Origin of the sequence: Providencia sp. 21OH12SH02B-Prov, assembly GCF_027362595.1 — a bacterium.
Taxonomy (GTDB): domain Bacteria; phylum Pseudomonadota; class Gammaproteobacteria; order Enterobacterales; family Enterobacteriaceae; genus Providencia; species Providencia zhejiangensis.
Genome location: NZ_CP114796.1, coordinates 360,886 through 375,950 on the forward strand (window position 1 = coordinate 360,886; position 15,065 = coordinate 375,950).

Here is a 15,065-nt window from a genome sequence, read left to right on the forward strand (position 1 = left end):
AAACTCAGTGGGATATGATCCGATATCCCACCATGATAATGATCGATAGCACGAGATAGGCCCAACTCATACGATAAAACCGATTGTATCCCCAGCCTCTACGTACATTTAACTGTAACGCTTTGGTTGATAATTTACTCACCAACATGCGATAAGCCACAATATAGAGTAGGGAAAGCGCTTGCCATAAATAGAGTATATAGACGGCAAATGATTTTCCGACGACTAACAAGATAATCAATGGGATCAGGAAAAAGAGGATCGAGCCAACTTTATCAAATTGAGTGACTCGTAATAAAACCTGCTCATCTTGTGGATCAATAGGTGCTTTCATTTCACTACCTTAAAAATTAGTATCATGGTCAATAACTTAAGTTATTGACCATTAAGTTCTGCGGTTATAGCTCTCCTGATTTACGTGGAGGATTGCGACCTGCAAGATTATTCGTTGCACTTTGTAATGCATTATCACGTATATCCACGCGTGCTTGGAATGGAGGGAATGGCAAGGTAATCCCTTGTTCTGCAAATGCCGCCAATATATTTTGATGGATTTCGTGCCGTGCTGGTAAGCGGTGCCCCATTTCGCCAGCATAGACGCGTAATTCGAAAATCTGAATACCCTGTTGTAAATCGACCAAATAAACTTCAGGATTCGGGTTATCCAATATCATGCTCGAACGTTCAGCCGCGCTGAGAATGATGGAGGTGACTTGCTGGCTGTCTGCATCCGCAGGAGCAGGGATAGTCATAACAATACGTGTGATGGTGTCAGAGAGAGACCAGTTGATAAACTGTTCTGTAATAAAGGCCTTATTGGGCACAATAATTTCTTTTCTATCCCAATCAGTCAGGGTGGTCGCACGGGTGTTAATCTTAGTAATACTACCCGTTAAATTGCGTATGGTGACGGTATCACCAATTCGGATAGGTTTTTCAAACAAGATCATTAGACCGGAAATGATATTGGCAAAGATCTCTTGTAAACCAAAGCCTAACCCAACCCCCATGGCGGCGACTAACCACTGTAATTTCGACCAATCGATCCCCAACATAGAGAAACCAACAATGGTGCCTATGATAGTGAGTGAGTACTTCGTCAGTGTGGTTATGGCATAACCCGTGCCAGGGGTTAAATCTAAATGCTGTAACACCGCTAACTCAAGCAATGCAGGTAAATTTCTGACTAATTGCGTGGTGACAATGATGATCAAGATGGCGATAAAAATCGATCCCATCGTGATTGGTTGCACAGTATCAACACCATTAATGGTAGAGGTGACATCCCACAAGCGAATATTTTCAAGGAACGAAAATGCAGTGTGCAGCTCAGACCACAGCCAAATCAGAGAGACTAAGGCAATCATCGTAAGTATCGAACGTACTAAGCCGACGGATTGTGCGCTGATCGCATCAAGGTCAATCACTTGCTCATCAATATCAATACTACCTTCTCCACTGGCGTTTGGCTGTTGTGAGTCATCCTCTCCTTTTGCCCGCTGGGCTAAGATGTCTGCACGACGCTGTTTGGCGCGTTCAAAGGCGAGTTTACGACGCTGAATTGACATCCAACGGCGGATAGTATGATAGATAATTAATAACACAAACCAGATGGCAACCGAGGTTTCTAAACGACCGAGCAGGGCTTGAGAGGTTGAAAAATACCCTAACAGAGAGAAAAAGGCAGCGACGACTGGTGCACCGAGTAGCATCCACCATAATGCCTTGTTGATGAGATTATCGCCTGAGCCATGTCTATCAAGGTAGAGTGGAACGTGTGTGCGACGCAAGTTATTGGTCATTAAACTCAATGCAAAGCATAGTAACAAGAAACAGAAGCGACCAATGGTTGAGGCGAATTCTCTGTCACTGTAATACTCAAAAGTAATCAGCGCCATCATCAAGGGGACAATAACGAAAATAGCGAGGCGATAGTAACGCATCGCACGTTTTACGGCATCTTTATCCCAGCCGAAGTGTGCAATAAATAACCCTGTGGGGCGAGAGAAGGTTTCACTGATCATAAACAGCCATAGCACCGGCGTCGTCGCGCTGACGCCATAGCCTATCGCCGCCGCCATCGGGTATTGCCATGCACTTTGTAACCCGTAGCCAATGGCGGACCACATCATCGGGAGTGGTAGCGCCACAATGATAGACCAAAAAATGGTTCGTACAGTGAGGTAAAAATGGTCTTGGGTGACTTTACCAATACGTAAGCTAGCGCGATCAAGAAAATCCTGATAATGCTTACGAGTGCTGATACTGAAGATAACTAAAATGATTGAGCCGAGCAGATACAAAAAAGTATCTTGGGTCGTCAGCATCACCTTTAAGGCACCGGTCAGTTGCGATAAGGTGTCTAAAGAGAGCAACTGGGTAATATCAGTGATCAATAAGACAGGATAGTGAAGCGTTACTGGCGGTGCGTCAGCGACCCAAAACAGATAACGGTGTGAGGCATCTTTTACATCTTTCAATGCATCGGTGAGCTGGCTAGTGGCTACGTTTAATTTCGTTAGCTCAAGCATTTCTGTATCAAAGCCTGAAATCAGTGCCGTGAGCAGTTCTTTACGCGTTTTGATCAGCGATGAATAAACTTGTGCTTGTGCTGGGCTTAAATTATTTTCAGTTTCTTGTGTGGCAGTATCCAGCTTGGATAGCCGATCAAGCATGTCTTCATAGTTTAGCCTTTGCACACGTAAGTCAGCCATATCACGGTTAAGCTGTTGGCTTTTAGGGATCTCAGGTAGGCGTGATAGCTGAGTGCGTAAGGCTTCTCCTAACGTACTTGAACCATCAAGCCATTGTGCTTGTTCACGAATAGTGGTGAGTGCTTGGCGTGCATCTTGGATACCCGAGGAAATTTCTGCTTGGCTAGTACTGATATTGTTCATGCGAACCGCTTGGTCAGTTAGCTCTTGTGACAATTTGCGGTTAATATCAATTTGTTCTTTTAGAAAAGGGGTCAGCTCGCCTTGCTCAGCCAGCATTTCAGTATGCTCAAGGGCTAATACGGCTTTTTGCTGACGTAACGTGTTTTGCACTTCACGCAATTTTTGTAGTTCAAGTTCTAGCCGGTTGTAGCGTTTTTTATTGATCTCTAATGTGACACGGGAAATCTCTTGGCGGTTATTGGCTGATAACTGTGCCATTTCCAATTCATTAACTTCGGATTTGCGAGCACTTACTTCTGCTTGAGCAAGGATTGACTGCGCTTCCGCTAATGGTGTCGAGGGCGTACTTAGCGATTGTAAACGAAAAGCCGCTTCAGAAAGCAAGCGTCGTGACTCTGACAACTGCTTGGGAAGCGCACTGAGTGACTCACTAATCTCACGTCCTTTATCTTGTTCTTGCTGAGTTTTTCTTCCTTGTTCAAGTAGTTGGCTACTGACTTGAATAATTTGTTGTTCAAGCTCAGACAAACTGATATTGGCAGGGATAGCCGGTGGCTCATCACTTTCATTGAGTAATTCTTGCCTTAACCCTTTAATAATTTTAGGGAAATTATCAATGGCGTCTTGGTAAGACTTGGCTCTAGCATCCGCTTCATTGGCTTCACTGATCCAGTTGAGAGCGCCTTGTAAAGCTTGCGCTATCTCCGCATCTTTGGGATTTTTGCTCGGATCTAGTTGAGACAGCTCCTGCTTAATCTGTGCTTCATTTAGCGTGGTATTAGGAGCCCCAGCCGCAGAAAAGGCGATTAGCAGGCTGAAAAAAAAACTGATAATCAAGCGCACAGTCGGGAGCTCCTTCAAATCATTAATTGAGTATTACTGAGTTTCTGTTTGTTCAGCGGTAGCCGCCGCTAAAGTGTCATTTGAGACCGTTTCAGCCAATAGCTCACCCATACGGGTAGCATAACCTGGGATCAGTGAAGAATTGAAACGGATTGTATTAGCTTCGAACAGGTTGATAACGGTTGAGCCAAGTTTGAAACGACCCATTTCCTCGCCTTTTTTCAGGAATACCGCATTTTCAGTTAATTGGTCTGGATAAGTCCAACGCTGAATAATACCTTGGCGTTGATCATTAACGCAGCCACTCCAGACGGTTTCAATACTACCGACAATTGTTGCACCAACTAAAATTTGTACCATCAGACCTATCTCGGTTTTAAACACACAAATCAGGCGCTCATTACGTGCAAATAAATTCGGTACATTGGCGGCAGTGAGTGGGTTCACAGAGAAAAGATCCCCAGGAACATAAATCATTTCGGTTAATAAGCCATCACAAGGCATATGAACACGGTGATAATCACTTGGAGATAAGTAAGTGGTAATAAAGTCGCCGTGACGAAATTTTTCTGCCAACTGATAGTTACCCGCCAGTAAAGCTTCCACCGTATAATTGTGACCTTTGGCTTGGAAAATGTGACCGTCTTGAATTGGGCCTAATTGGCTGACAGCGCCATCAGCAGGTTGGGCTAATTGATGTTGACCTTCAACCAATGGGCGAACTTCGTCTTTCAATGGTCGTACAAAAAAATCATTAAACGTGGCATAAGCGGTGAATTCGCTTTTTTGTGCTTCACTCATATCCACTTTATAGGCTTTAGCAAATAGTTTTATGGCCCACTGAGTGATAAAGCCAGCTTGCTTGTTGGCAAACCAGCCCGCAAGTTGTGTAAGACCTTGTTTTGGTAATAAATATTGTAAACGTATTTTAATCTTATCTAGCACGTTAACCTCAAATTCGAAAAGGCCAGTTAGCAAAAAGGCGTTATTGTACCTTTGCTTTTTTAAATAGGCTATTTTGTTTCGATGGGCTTAAAAATCTTTACCTTTAGCCTGTGCGTCTATAAAAAAATGTAAGCACACACTTACGTTTTAAGCCGGTTTATTTCTCTTTCCCCGTGAAATTACCACGCGGTTTCACTTGCTCCATGCTTTCTAAAATACGGTGGTAATTTTCAAAGCGTGATTCCGCGATTTTCCCATCTTCTGTTGCTTCACGCAGTAGGCAGCCGGGATCATCCAAATGTTTACAATCTCGGAACTTACAGCCACCTAAATAATCTTTAAATTCGACAAATCCTTTGGTGACTTGTTCCGTTGAAAGGTGCCATAAGCCAAATTCACGTACGCCCGGAGAGTCGATAACGTCACCTCCATGAGGGAAGTGATACAAGCGCGCCGTTGTTGTCGTGTGTTGGCCCAACCCCGAGGTGTCAGACACTTCATTTACTAAAATAGCTTCCTCATTATGTGGTAATAATGCATTCAGTAAACTGGATTTACCCACGCCGGACTGCCCCACAAAGACCGATATTTTGCCTTCTAATAAGTTAGTGAGCGCTTCCATTCCTTCGTTGGTATGACTGGATACCTCGAGGACTTGGTAGCCAATATCGCGATAAATCGTCATCAGCTCACTGACCCATTCGCGGTTCTCTTGGTCTAACAGGTCAATTTTATTCAGAACAATAATTGGTTGAATACCAACGGTTTCACAAGCCACTAAATAGCGGTCAATAATATTGAGAGAAAGTTCCGGTAGGATTGCCGAAACCACCACGATTTGGTCAATATTCGCAGCAATGGGTTTCAGCCCGTCATAATAGTCAGGTCGTGTTAAGACTGAGCGGCGCTCATGAACCGCTTCGACAATGCCGTTCACCTTGTTATCTGTTTGCGTATTCAGTGCCGGGCGCCAAACAACACGGTCGCCAGTCACAAGAGACGAGATAGTGCGGCGCAAGTTACAACGCTGCAATGTACCGTCATTGGCTTCAATATCAGCATGTTGTCCAAACCGGCTGATAACTAGCCCTTCTTGTGCCTCTCCTAGTTGACTATCATCAATTTCAGTGACATTTTGTTTTTTCAGTCTTTTTTGATGATTTGCCTGCACGCGGCGCTGCTGGCCTTTTGACAATTTCTGCTTAGCCACCTGACCTCTCTTGATATTGTTGGCTGAGTTTTTTTGTTTGCTTCATTGAGTGGATCGCGTCGATACCTCAAACGCGCTATCATACACGAATTCCACCGGATCAAGTTAGGGTATATGATGCAAAAGAATGAGAATAATTTAATCTGGATCGATTTAGAAATGACCGGTCTCGATCCTGAGCGTGACCGTATTATCGAAATCGCGACTATTGTTACGGACAGTCAACTTAATATTTTAGCACAAGGTCCTGTCATTGCGATTCATCAAACACAAGCGCAATTGGATTTGATGGACGAATGGAATGTCAATACGCATACAGGAAGTGGATTAGTTGAACGTGTTAAAAGCAGTACGTTCAGTGAACATGACGCTGAATTAGCGACGATTGCTTTCTTAGAGCAGTGGGTGCCAAAAGGCGCTTCACCAATTTGTGGTAATAGTGTTGGTCAAGATCGTCGTTTTTTATTTCGCTATATGCCTGAATTAGAAAGTTATTTCCATTATCGCTACCTTGATGTCAGCACATTAAAAGAGCTAGCTCGTCGTTGGAAACCGGAAATACTGGGGGGATTTACGAAAAAAGGTACCCATCAAGCATTAGATGATATTCGTGAATCCATTGCTGAATTAGCCTATTACCGCGAAACTTTTATTAAATAAAGCCTATTAGACCAGGCGATTAAAAATAGATGGGCCACCGATAAGTGGCCTATTTATGTTAGTAGCTGACCTTCTTTAACTCCTCGTTATTGTTGACGTATTCATGACTTATTTTCCTAATAGGATGAAGTGCTGATCTCGCTATTTTTATTCAAAAAAATTGATAAACAAAGCCAAATTTAGTTGCTTTTATTTGCGGTAACTTGAGGTTAAATTAATGGCATAGCAGATAACAAGGGTTATCAAGTCAATTTTAACGATAAAATTAAAGGATAAAAATTATGAACATGATTAAAACATTAACAACAGCTTCATTGTTATCTTTAGTGGCTTTCGGCGCTTCAGCTCAAACGGTTACAGCAACGGGTGACACGCTAGCTTCTACCGAAGCTATGATTGCTCAGAAAGCAAAAGAGGCGGGTGCGGACAGCTACAAAATTACCAGTGCGCGTGTTGGTAATTTCGTGACAATGAGTGCAGATCTCAATAAATAAGCCTTGTTGCTAAGTCGAGTTAACGGAATGCCTATTGAAGGCACTCCGTTGCTTGCGATATTAACTGCTTACCGCTATTTATCTCATCTCTCTTTATCATCAAATGGCTGTCAACATGTCTGTTAGCGTGCTTTATTGTTGAGTGCGTTATGCGGAATAACACAAAAGTAAAAAAGTGTTAACCGATTGAAATCAGAAGGTTACTTTCATCGTTGATAAAATCATCACAATGCCCAATTTATCAGCAAACGAACAAAAAAATGAAAAATTTGCGACAAGGGACTTGCCTGCCGTGCAATTTCTCGTATAATGCGCTCCCCGTACCGATGAAGATTTTTATCTGTACGGTAAAGCAAAAAGATGCAGTTTTGCGGGAATAGCTCAGTTGGTAGAGCACGACCTTGCCAAGGTCGGGGTCGCGAGTTCGAGTCTCGTTTCCCGCTCCAAACTCTCTTAATGTTTTGCTAAAACACTATTTTCGGTCTGCGGGAATAGCTCAGTTGGTAGAGCACGACCTTGCCAAGGTCGGGGTCGCGAGTTCGAGTCTCGTTTCCCGCTCCAATCTCTCTTAGTGTTTTAGTTGCAGTACTCACACCAAATGCGGGAATAGCTCAGTTGGTAGAGCACGACCTTGCCAAGGTCGGGGTCGCGAGTTCGAGTCTCGTTTCCCGCTCCAAAATTCACTGTATTTTCGACGCCATCCACACTCATTTTAAAGCCACAGATCGCTTACCTAAGCAAAAACCGTTATTTATCGATATTGAATATCGTTAACGATATGGCGATTATTCTTTTAAGTCTAAGCGAAAGGCGCTGCCTTGATACGGTTCGGGATCTTTTTAGGATCTTGGGGATTTTTCTGCTTGCATTCATTAGGTTGCCGCCATAGAATAGCCACCCCTTACTGATTGGGGAAATAAATTATTATTTCAAATGTTATAGTTTTGGTTGCGTAGTATACAAAAGATCTATTTTTTGCCGTTTTAGTTAATTTTATTGTTCCAATCTTACATTTTTATAACTTTACTTCTGTTGTGAGTAGCAAAAAGTCGCTTTATTTTAGTTTCCTGCCGTGAATAAGTTATCCACAATCTATTATCGAAACAAAGTCGCTTATAAGTCTCTGTAATACTTTATTACACAGAGTTATCCACAGGATGTGTCTGTGAGTATTTTTACATAATTGAAAAAATAATTTCCAAGAGTTATTAATTATCTTATTGAATTTAAAGTATAAAAAAATTTGCTGAAAATGTGGGTGTCATAACTTGCAAATCCTTTAACCATTGTCAGTTAAGCAATTTTTTATTTTATTCACACGAGGTTGACTTTTGTCTATTTAGGATATAATGACGTATTATTTTTAAGCGTCTCTAGGCAAACCTTTAGATATGGCACGTACAAGGCGTTTCTGTTGTGAAGTTTGAATAGTCACTTGGTTTTCTTCTCTACGATTCAATTGTTGTTGTATCGCCCATTGGACATGTTCATCTAGCATTTCCCCCATGCCTAAGCGGGAACGTAAAGCGATGACGATATTGTCTTGATAAGGCGCATTTCCCAATGCCACACTGATGTTTCTTAGCCATTTCAGGTAACCAATTCGGCGAATTGCAGAGCCTTCAGTGACTTTTAAAAAAGTGGCTTCATCCCAACTAAAGAGATCGAGAAGCTCCGGTGTGTGTAGCACCCGTCTTGGGCTGAAATCCTCTTCGTCAGTTAATTGAGAAAAACGATTCCAAGGACAAATTAATTGGCAATCATCACAACCGTAGATACGGTTTCCCATTAGGGGGCGAAACGCTTCTGGGATTGGGCCGTCCAGTTCAATTGTGAGGTAAGAAATACAGCGGCGAGCATCCACAACGTATGGTTCAACAATTGCCCCCGTCGGACAAGTTGTCATACAGGCAACACAACGGCCACATTGCTCCTCAACGGGCTGATCGACAGGAAGGGGTAAGTTGACCAGCAATTCACCGAGAAAAAACCAGGATCCAGCTTCACGATTGAGGATCAACGAATGTTTACCCGTCCAGCCCAAACCGGCTTTGACGGCGAGTGGACGTTCTAAGATGGGAGCAGAATCAACAAAAGGGCGAAAATTGAGTTCTTCTGAACAGGTGTGTTCTCGACAATAGGCTAAAATACGGTCACTCAGCATTTTTAAGCGTTTTTTAAGTAGCTTGTGATAATCTCTACCTAAGGCATAACGGCTAATGTACCCCAGTTTAGGGTCATTGAGAGTGCTCGCAAAAGCGGCTTTTGCAGGAAGGTAATTCATACGTACACTAATGACGCGCAATGTGCCAGGGTGTAACTCATGTGGCCTTGCTCGCATCATTCCATGGCGTTCCATCCACGCCATATCGCCATGATACTGTTTATCCAGCCATGCCTGCAATTTTGGTTCTTCTAACGAAAGGTCAGTGTCACAAATACCGACTTGCTGGAAGCCAATTTCTACTCCCCATTGCTTGATATTTTGAGCGAGAAGGTTGAGATCAAGAAGTGTTGCCATGAGATTTTATCGTGATACTAGGCTATATACCTTGCTAAGCGTTATTGACGTTTGGTGGTCTGTTTGTCTGTGAATGCATCTTATTTGAGTGAGACCCCAAATACCGTGTTCAGTCATCTAAGCTGGACGCCCTCCATTTCTTGAGAACTTTATCATGGCTAGGTGAATTCACAAAATATCGGCTTGTTAATCTCGTTGTGTGATTAAGTTCGATGACTAATTTAATATCCATGATGCCAATATTTCTGTAATGTTATTTAAGAAAAATGGATCGGCTTGAGTTAATATAGTCGTTAATATCAACATTGATCTGTTTTTTCCTTACTATAGCTGATTGAATAATTCATGAAAGAACGCATATTACAACTTGCCAACGAAGAGCAAACCGTGGCACTAGGGCGTGCAGTTGCACAGGCCTGCAAACAAGGTGCAGTGATTAACTTGTATGGCGATCTTGGGGCGGGTAAAACAACGTTTAGTCGAGGTTTTTTGCAGGCATTAGGGCATCAAGGTCATGTGAAAAGCCCGACTTACACACTGGTTGAGCCTTATGATCTCCCTGAGCGACAAGTTTTTCATTTTGATCTTTATCGTTTAGCCGACCCAGAAGAATTGGAATTTATGGGGATCCGTGACTATTTTTCCCCTGAGTCGATCTGCCTAGTTGAATGGCCTCAACAAGGTAAAGGTTTTCTACCTGAGGCGGACTTGGAACTTCATTTGACCTATCAGGATAAAGGACGTCAGGCTCACTTGATTGCTTTTTCTGCAAATGGGGAGTCGTTGTTAGAAGAACTACCCGCTCTTTAAGGATATATTGCTCATGACGAATGCATTACCAAGAAAAATAACCGATAGGCGCATTGCTTCCTACTTATTACTATTGATGATTTTTGCGCTCTGTCTCGTTGCACGGCCTGTTCAGGCAGCAACGTTAGCGAACATTCAAGTAGATAACAGCCCATCAAATGCACAGGTCACACTCTCCTTTGCTGGAGGTAACCCTGACTACAAATATTTTCCCCTGCATTCGCCAGAGCGTCTCGTCATTGATATTAAACAAAATGGCGAAATTATGGGTTTACCGATGAAACTCCCCGCGGGTGATTTAGTGAAAGTTGTTCGCACGAGTCAGCCACCGGATAGTCGGCATAAACGTATTGTTTTGGAGCTGACAAAAGCAGCCAAGGTACAAACGTCGCTGAAACAAGTTGCTGGTCAATATCAAGTGGTGTTTAGCCTTTCGACAGGGAAAGGTGGGACATCTGCACCGTCGAATAACATAACTCAACCAGTACAGGCCGTTGGCAATAATAGTGCACAGGATAAGCCGTTAAAAATGAACGCGGCGGGACAACAAAAAACGCCTGTACCAGTGCAAGCCAATAAAACGATGCCAAAAGGTGCTAAACAGGTGGTGATTGCAATTGATGCGGGCCATGGTGGTAAAGACCCCGGTGCGATAGGTAAAAATGGTTATCGTGAAAAAGATGTTACCTTGAGTGTGGCGCGCAAACTGTATGCCAAATTGGCGGCAGACCCCATGTTTAAGCCGGCAATGACCCGTGACGGTGATTATTTTATTTCAGTGAGTGGCCGTTCTGATGTTGCACGTAAGAAAGGCGCCAATATGTTAGTGTCTATTCATGCTGACTCCGCGCCAAACAGCAGTGCGAGAGGGGCGTCGGTATGGGTTCTTTCTAATCGTCGTGCTAACAGTGAATTAGGTAACTGGCTTGAGCAGCGCGAAAAACAATCTGAATTATTAGGTGGAGCTGGTGATGCCTTAAGTGGTGCGGATCCTTATTTGAGCCAAGCGGTCCTTGATTTGCAATTTGGTCATTCACAGCGAGTGGGGTATGACGTTGCCGTCCAAGTGATTAAACAACTCAGAAAAGTTGGCAATATTCATAAACGTAGCCCTGAGCATGCCAGTTTAGGCGTACTGCGTTCGCCGGATATCCCTTCAATTTTGGTTGAAACAGGGTTCATTAGTAATAGTGCGGAAGAACAATTGCTAAAATCAGACGCTTATCAAGAGCAAGTTGCTGAAGCAATTCATCAAGGTTTGCGCCAATATTTCCTAGCAAACCCTCTGCAAGCCGCACCTAATTAAGAGGTGATAGCGATGGCGATCCAGATTCTTTCCCCTCAACTTGCTAACCAGATTGCTGCTGGAGAGGTAGTGGAGCGTCCTGCCTCGGTTGTTAAAGAGTTAGTTGAAAATAGCTTAGATGCTGGTGCAACACGCATTGATATCGATATTGAGCGTGGTGGGGAGAAATTAATTCGTATTCGCGATAATGGTAATGGCATCAGTAAAGATGAATTAGTTTTGGCTTTAGCACGTCATGCAACCAGTAAGATAGCGACATTAGATGATCTTGAAGCCATTATGAGTATGGGCTTTCGAGGGGAAGCGCTGGCCAGTATTAGTTCAGTTTCACGCTTAACGTTAACGTCAAAGCCCGCGGAACAATCCGAAGCATGGCAAGCGTATGCGGAAGGGCGGGATATGACGGTGACGGTAAAGCCTGCTGCTCACCCAAACGGCACTACGGTAGAAGTGCTTGATCTGTTTTATAACACCCCCGCTCGCCGCAAATTTATGCGTACTGAGAAAACGGAATTTGGTCATATCGACGAAATTGTGCGACGTATTGCACTTTCTCGGCCTGACGTAGCGATTAATTTGAATCATAACGGTAAGCTTGTTAAGCAATACCGAGCGGCTCATGATGAAGTGCAACAAGAACGTCGATTAGCAACGGTTTGTGGAACAGGGTTTATGCAAGGCGCATTGGCAATCGCGTGGGAGCACGGCGATCTCGGTATAAAAGGCTGGGTAGTCTCCCCTGACAATACGCTTTCTGTCAGTGATATTCAGTACTGTTATGTGAATGGCCGCATGATGCGAGATAGGTTAATCAATCACGCTATTCGTCAAGCTTATGAAGGACACCTTGATGATAATCAACAGCCCGCTTATGTCCTTTACTTGACCATAGATCCTCAACAAGTTGATGTGAACGTGCATCCTGCTAAGCATGAGGTGCGTTTTCATCAAGCTCGCTTAGTCCATGATTTTATTTATCAAGGGGTTCGGACAGCATTGTTGAATGCTCATGGCGCCGATGAATTGCCTGGCATTGAGCCTGTTACGCATGAATTAGCCAATCGGACTTCCGCAGGTGATAATTATTTTTCATCACCAACAGGTTTTAGTGCGCAGGAAAATAAACAAGCGGCCTATACTCAAGAAGAACGCGAGCAAGAGCATGATGAGCAATCAAAAAAAGCGCGTTTTACGCCATCACTATCGGCCCAGCCAGCGGTATCAGTCAATCGTGATATTCAAGGAAAAAGCGCTTATTCCCCTTCTTCCTCAAATTATGACCGAAAAGCAGGGCAGTTATATCAGGCGTTAATGTCGGTTCCTGTGGCTGAAGAGGATAAAAAACCATTATTTCCGGCTCGACAACCACTAGATGTTTCAACAATTTCTTCCCAATCAGTCGCAGAAAATGCCAACAACTTCACATTTGGCAAAGTATTGACAATTTACGCAAAAAACTTTGCATTAATTGAGTCTTCATTAGGGCTAATCCTGTTATCCTTAACAGAAGCAAATTATTTGCTGAAGTTGGCTCAATTATCACCAAAGGGTGAAGCGTTGAAACCTCAGCCATTATTGATCCCGTTAAAATTATCATTGAGTGCTGATGAAATTGCGGTTTTTCAACGTAACAAGGAACAATTGACATTATTTGGTGTTGAAGCCACGATATCTCATGGAAAAGTAACTATTCATGCGGTATCGTTACCGCTAAGAACACAAAATTTATCTCAGCTTTTTTCAGGTTTGCTGAATTTTTTGTCGACAAAAGAGCATGTCTCTCATCAAGATATTGCTCAATGGCTTGCAAAAACAGTTTCTCGAGAAAAAATGCAAGAAAGCTGGAGCTTAGCACAAGCAGTTCAGTTACTCGCTGATGTTGAGCGGCTTTGTCCACAGTATGTCAAAAAGCCGTCACCAACATTATTACAATTAATTAATTTACAACCCGTGGTAGCTACACTAACAAATGAGTGAACTGTTAACTCAGAAAAAACCGAATGCTATATTCCTGATGGGGCCGACAGCCTCCGGTAAGACCGCGTTGGCAATTGCTTTGCGTCAACACTTGCCTGTGGAGATAATCAGTGTCGATTCGGCGTTGATCTACCGTGGTATGGATATCGGTACAGCGAAGCCAAATGCAGAGGAACTTAGTCAAGCCCCTCACCATCTGATCGATATTCTCGATCCTTCTTTGCCGTATTCCGCCGCCGATTTCCGGCGAGACGCATTAAATGTAATGGAGGAGATTACTTCTCAAGGTAAAATTCCATTACTGGTGGGTGGCACAATGCTTTATTTTAAGGCGTTGTTAGAAGGGCTTTCACCATTGCCTTCAGCGGATCCTGCTATCCGTGCTGAGATTGAAGATATTGCACAGCAACACGGATGGGCTGACATTCACCGTCGTTTAGCTGAGGTTGATCCGGTTGCGGCGGCTAGGATTCATCCTAATGATCCGCAAAGATTATCTCGAGCTTTAGAGGTATATCTCATTTCAGGGAAAACTTTGACTGAAATGACTCAAACAGCAGGTGAAGAATTACCTTATAATGTGTTTCAGTTTGCTATTGCGCCTCAAGATCGTAAAATTTTACATCAGCGCATTGAACAACGCTTTCATCAGATGTTAGATGCTGGATTTGAAGAGGAAGTTAGAGCGCTTTATAACAGAGGTGACCTCCATGTTGACTTGCCCTCTATCCGTTGTGTGGGATATCGACAAATGTGGTCTTATCTGGAAGGCGAAACAGATTATGATGAAATGGTTTATCGGGGAATTTGTGCAACACGCCAATTGGCAAAACGTCAAATTACCTGGTTGAGAAGCTGGGAAAATGTTCACTGGCTAGATAGTGAACAACCACAGCTAGCGCTTAAGTCTGTTATGCAGGTTATATGTGCATAGAGCCAAGGTTTGTGTACAATTAGAATGTTAAGCGCAATTTTTGAGTAGTTACTTTTTGGAATCGAAAGATTCTCATTTAAAAACAACAAAATAAGGAAAACATAGAATGGCTAAGGGGCAATCTTTGCAAGATCCGTTCCTGAACGCATTACGTCGTGAAAGGGTTCCGGTCTCAATTTATTTGGTTAACGGCATCAAATTGCAGGGTCAGATTGAATCTTTTGACCAGTTTGTCATTTTACTAAAAAACACGGTTAGCCAGATGGTTTATAAGCATGCTATCTCTACCGTTGTCCCTGCTCGTCCTGTTTCTCATCATAGCGGTAGTGCTGCTGGTGGGGCAGGTAATGGCAATTATAACACTGGTGCTCCTACTCAACAGGATGGCGAAGCCGCTGAGTAAGGCCAGTTGTGCGTTAAAATTCAAGGAAAACATAGGTAGGGAGACTTTACCTGTGTTTTTCCTTT

General features: G+C 43.2%; 12 protein-coding genes and 3 tRNA genes. 10 read left to right on the plus strand and 5 right to left on the minus strand.

Annotated features, from left to right (window positions below; genetic code table 11):
* Positions 1–4: 4 nt before the first annotated feature.
* The 4 genes from O7C57_RS21520 to rsgA all read right to left on the minus strand — a co-directional run bounded on the left by O7C57_RS21520 (position 5) and on the right by rsgA (position 5,895).
* Positions 5–334, minus strand: coding sequence for a hypothetical protein (locus O7C57_RS21520; protein ID WP_154624512.1), 330 nt, complete (start codon positions 332–334; stop codon positions 5–7).
* Between the two features lie 64 nt (positions 335–398).
* Complete coding sequence (gene mscM, locus O7C57_RS01725) at positions 399–3,740, minus strand: miniconductance mechanosensitive channel MscM (RefSeq protein ID WP_163863237.1); 3,342 nt, start codon at positions 3,738–3,740, stop codon at positions 399–401.
* Positions 3,741–3,773: 33 nt separating this feature from the next.
* The gene (gene asd, locus O7C57_RS01730) at positions 3,774–4,685 is read right to left on the minus strand and encodes an archaetidylserine decarboxylase (RefSeq protein ID WP_247046951.1); all 912 of its coding nucleotides are present in this window, start codon (positions 4,683–4,685) and stop codon (positions 3,774–3,776) included.
* A gap of 157 nt (positions 4,686–4,842) precedes the next feature.
* A complete protein-coding gene (gene rsgA / locus O7C57_RS01735; protein ID WP_163863233.1) occupies positions 4,843–5,895 on the minus strand; it encodes a small ribosomal subunit biogenesis GTPase RsgA in 1,053 nt (350 codons plus the stop codon).
* Between the two features lie 117 nt (positions 5,896–6,012).
* Between rsgA and orn the strand changes: the two genes are divergently transcribed.
* The 5 genes from orn to O7C57_RS01760 all read left to right on the plus strand — a co-directional run bounded on the left by orn (position 6,013) and on the right by O7C57_RS01760 (position 7,725).
* A complete protein-coding gene (orn, locus tag O7C57_RS01740) occupies positions 6,013–6,555 on the plus strand; it encodes an oligoribonuclease (protein WP_154624509.1) in 543 nt (180 codons plus the stop codon).
* Positions 6,556–6,836: 281 nt separating this feature from the next.
* Positions 6,837–7,049 (plus strand): DUF1471 domain-containing protein, encoded by a 213-nt coding sequence (locus O7C57_RS01745; protein ID WP_154624508.1) that lies wholly within the window; start codon positions 6,837–6,839, stop codon positions 7,047–7,049.
* Positions 7,050–7,419: 370 nt separating this feature from the next.
* Positions 7,420–7,495 (plus strand) — tRNA-Gly (locus O7C57_RS01750).
* Between the two features lie 39 nt (positions 7,496–7,534).
* A tRNA-Gly gene (locus O7C57_RS01755) sits at positions 7,535–7,610 on the plus strand.
* A 39-nt stretch (positions 7,611–7,649) separates the two neighbouring features.
* Positions 7,650–7,725: transfer RNA gene (locus O7C57_RS01760), tRNA-Gly, on the plus strand.
* Positions 7,726–8,412: 687 nt separating this feature from the next.
* Here the strand turns inward: O7C57_RS01760 and queG are convergent.
* Positions 8,413–9,570, minus strand: a complete 1,158-nt coding sequence (gene queG, locus O7C57_RS01765; protein WP_154623469.1) for a tRNA epoxyqueuosine(34) reductase QueG — start codon at positions 9,568–9,570, stop codon at positions 8,413–8,415.
* Positions 9,571–9,915: 345 nt separating this feature from the next.
* On the opposite strand from queG, the gene tsaE reads away from it, so the two are divergent.
* The 5 genes from tsaE to hfq all read left to right on the plus strand — a co-directional run bounded on the left by tsaE (position 9,916) and on the right by hfq (position 15,000).
* Positions 9,916–10,380 carry a tRNA (adenosine(37)-N6)-threonylcarbamoyltransferase complex ATPase subunit type 1 TsaE gene (gene tsaE, locus O7C57_RS01770; RefSeq protein ID WP_154623468.1) on the plus strand — a complete coding sequence of 155 codons (465 nt, stop codon included), beginning with the start codon at positions 9,916–9,918 and terminating at the stop codon, positions 10,378–10,380.
* 13 nt (positions 10,381–10,393) lie between these two features.
* On the plus strand, positions 10,394–11,686 hold the full coding sequence (gene amiB, locus O7C57_RS01775) for an N-acetylmuramoyl-L-alanine amidase AmiB (protein ID WP_154623467.1): 1,293 nt from the start codon (positions 10,394–10,396) through the stop codon (positions 11,684–11,686).
* Between the two features lie 12 nt (positions 11,687–11,698).
* Positions 11,699–13,663: a DNA mismatch repair endonuclease MutL gene (mutL, locus tag O7C57_RS01780; RefSeq protein ID WP_154623466.1), complete on the plus strand. Its 1,965-nt coding sequence runs from the start codon at positions 11,699–11,701 to the stop codon at positions 13,661–13,663.
* Complete coding sequence (miaA, locus tag O7C57_RS01785) at positions 13,656–14,597, plus strand: tRNA (adenosine(37)-N6)-dimethylallyltransferase MiaA (RefSeq protein ID WP_196713723.1); 942 nt, start codon at positions 13,656–13,658, stop codon at positions 14,595–14,597. Before mutL ends, miaA begins: the two co-directional genes overlap by 8 nt.
* Positions 14,598–14,703: 106 nt before the next feature.
* Positions 14,704–15,000 (plus strand): RNA chaperone Hfq, encoded by a 297-nt coding sequence (gene hfq, locus O7C57_RS01790; RefSeq protein ID WP_154623464.1) that lies wholly within the window; start codon positions 14,704–14,706, stop codon positions 14,998–15,000.
* Positions 15,001–15,065: the final 65 nt, after the last annotated feature.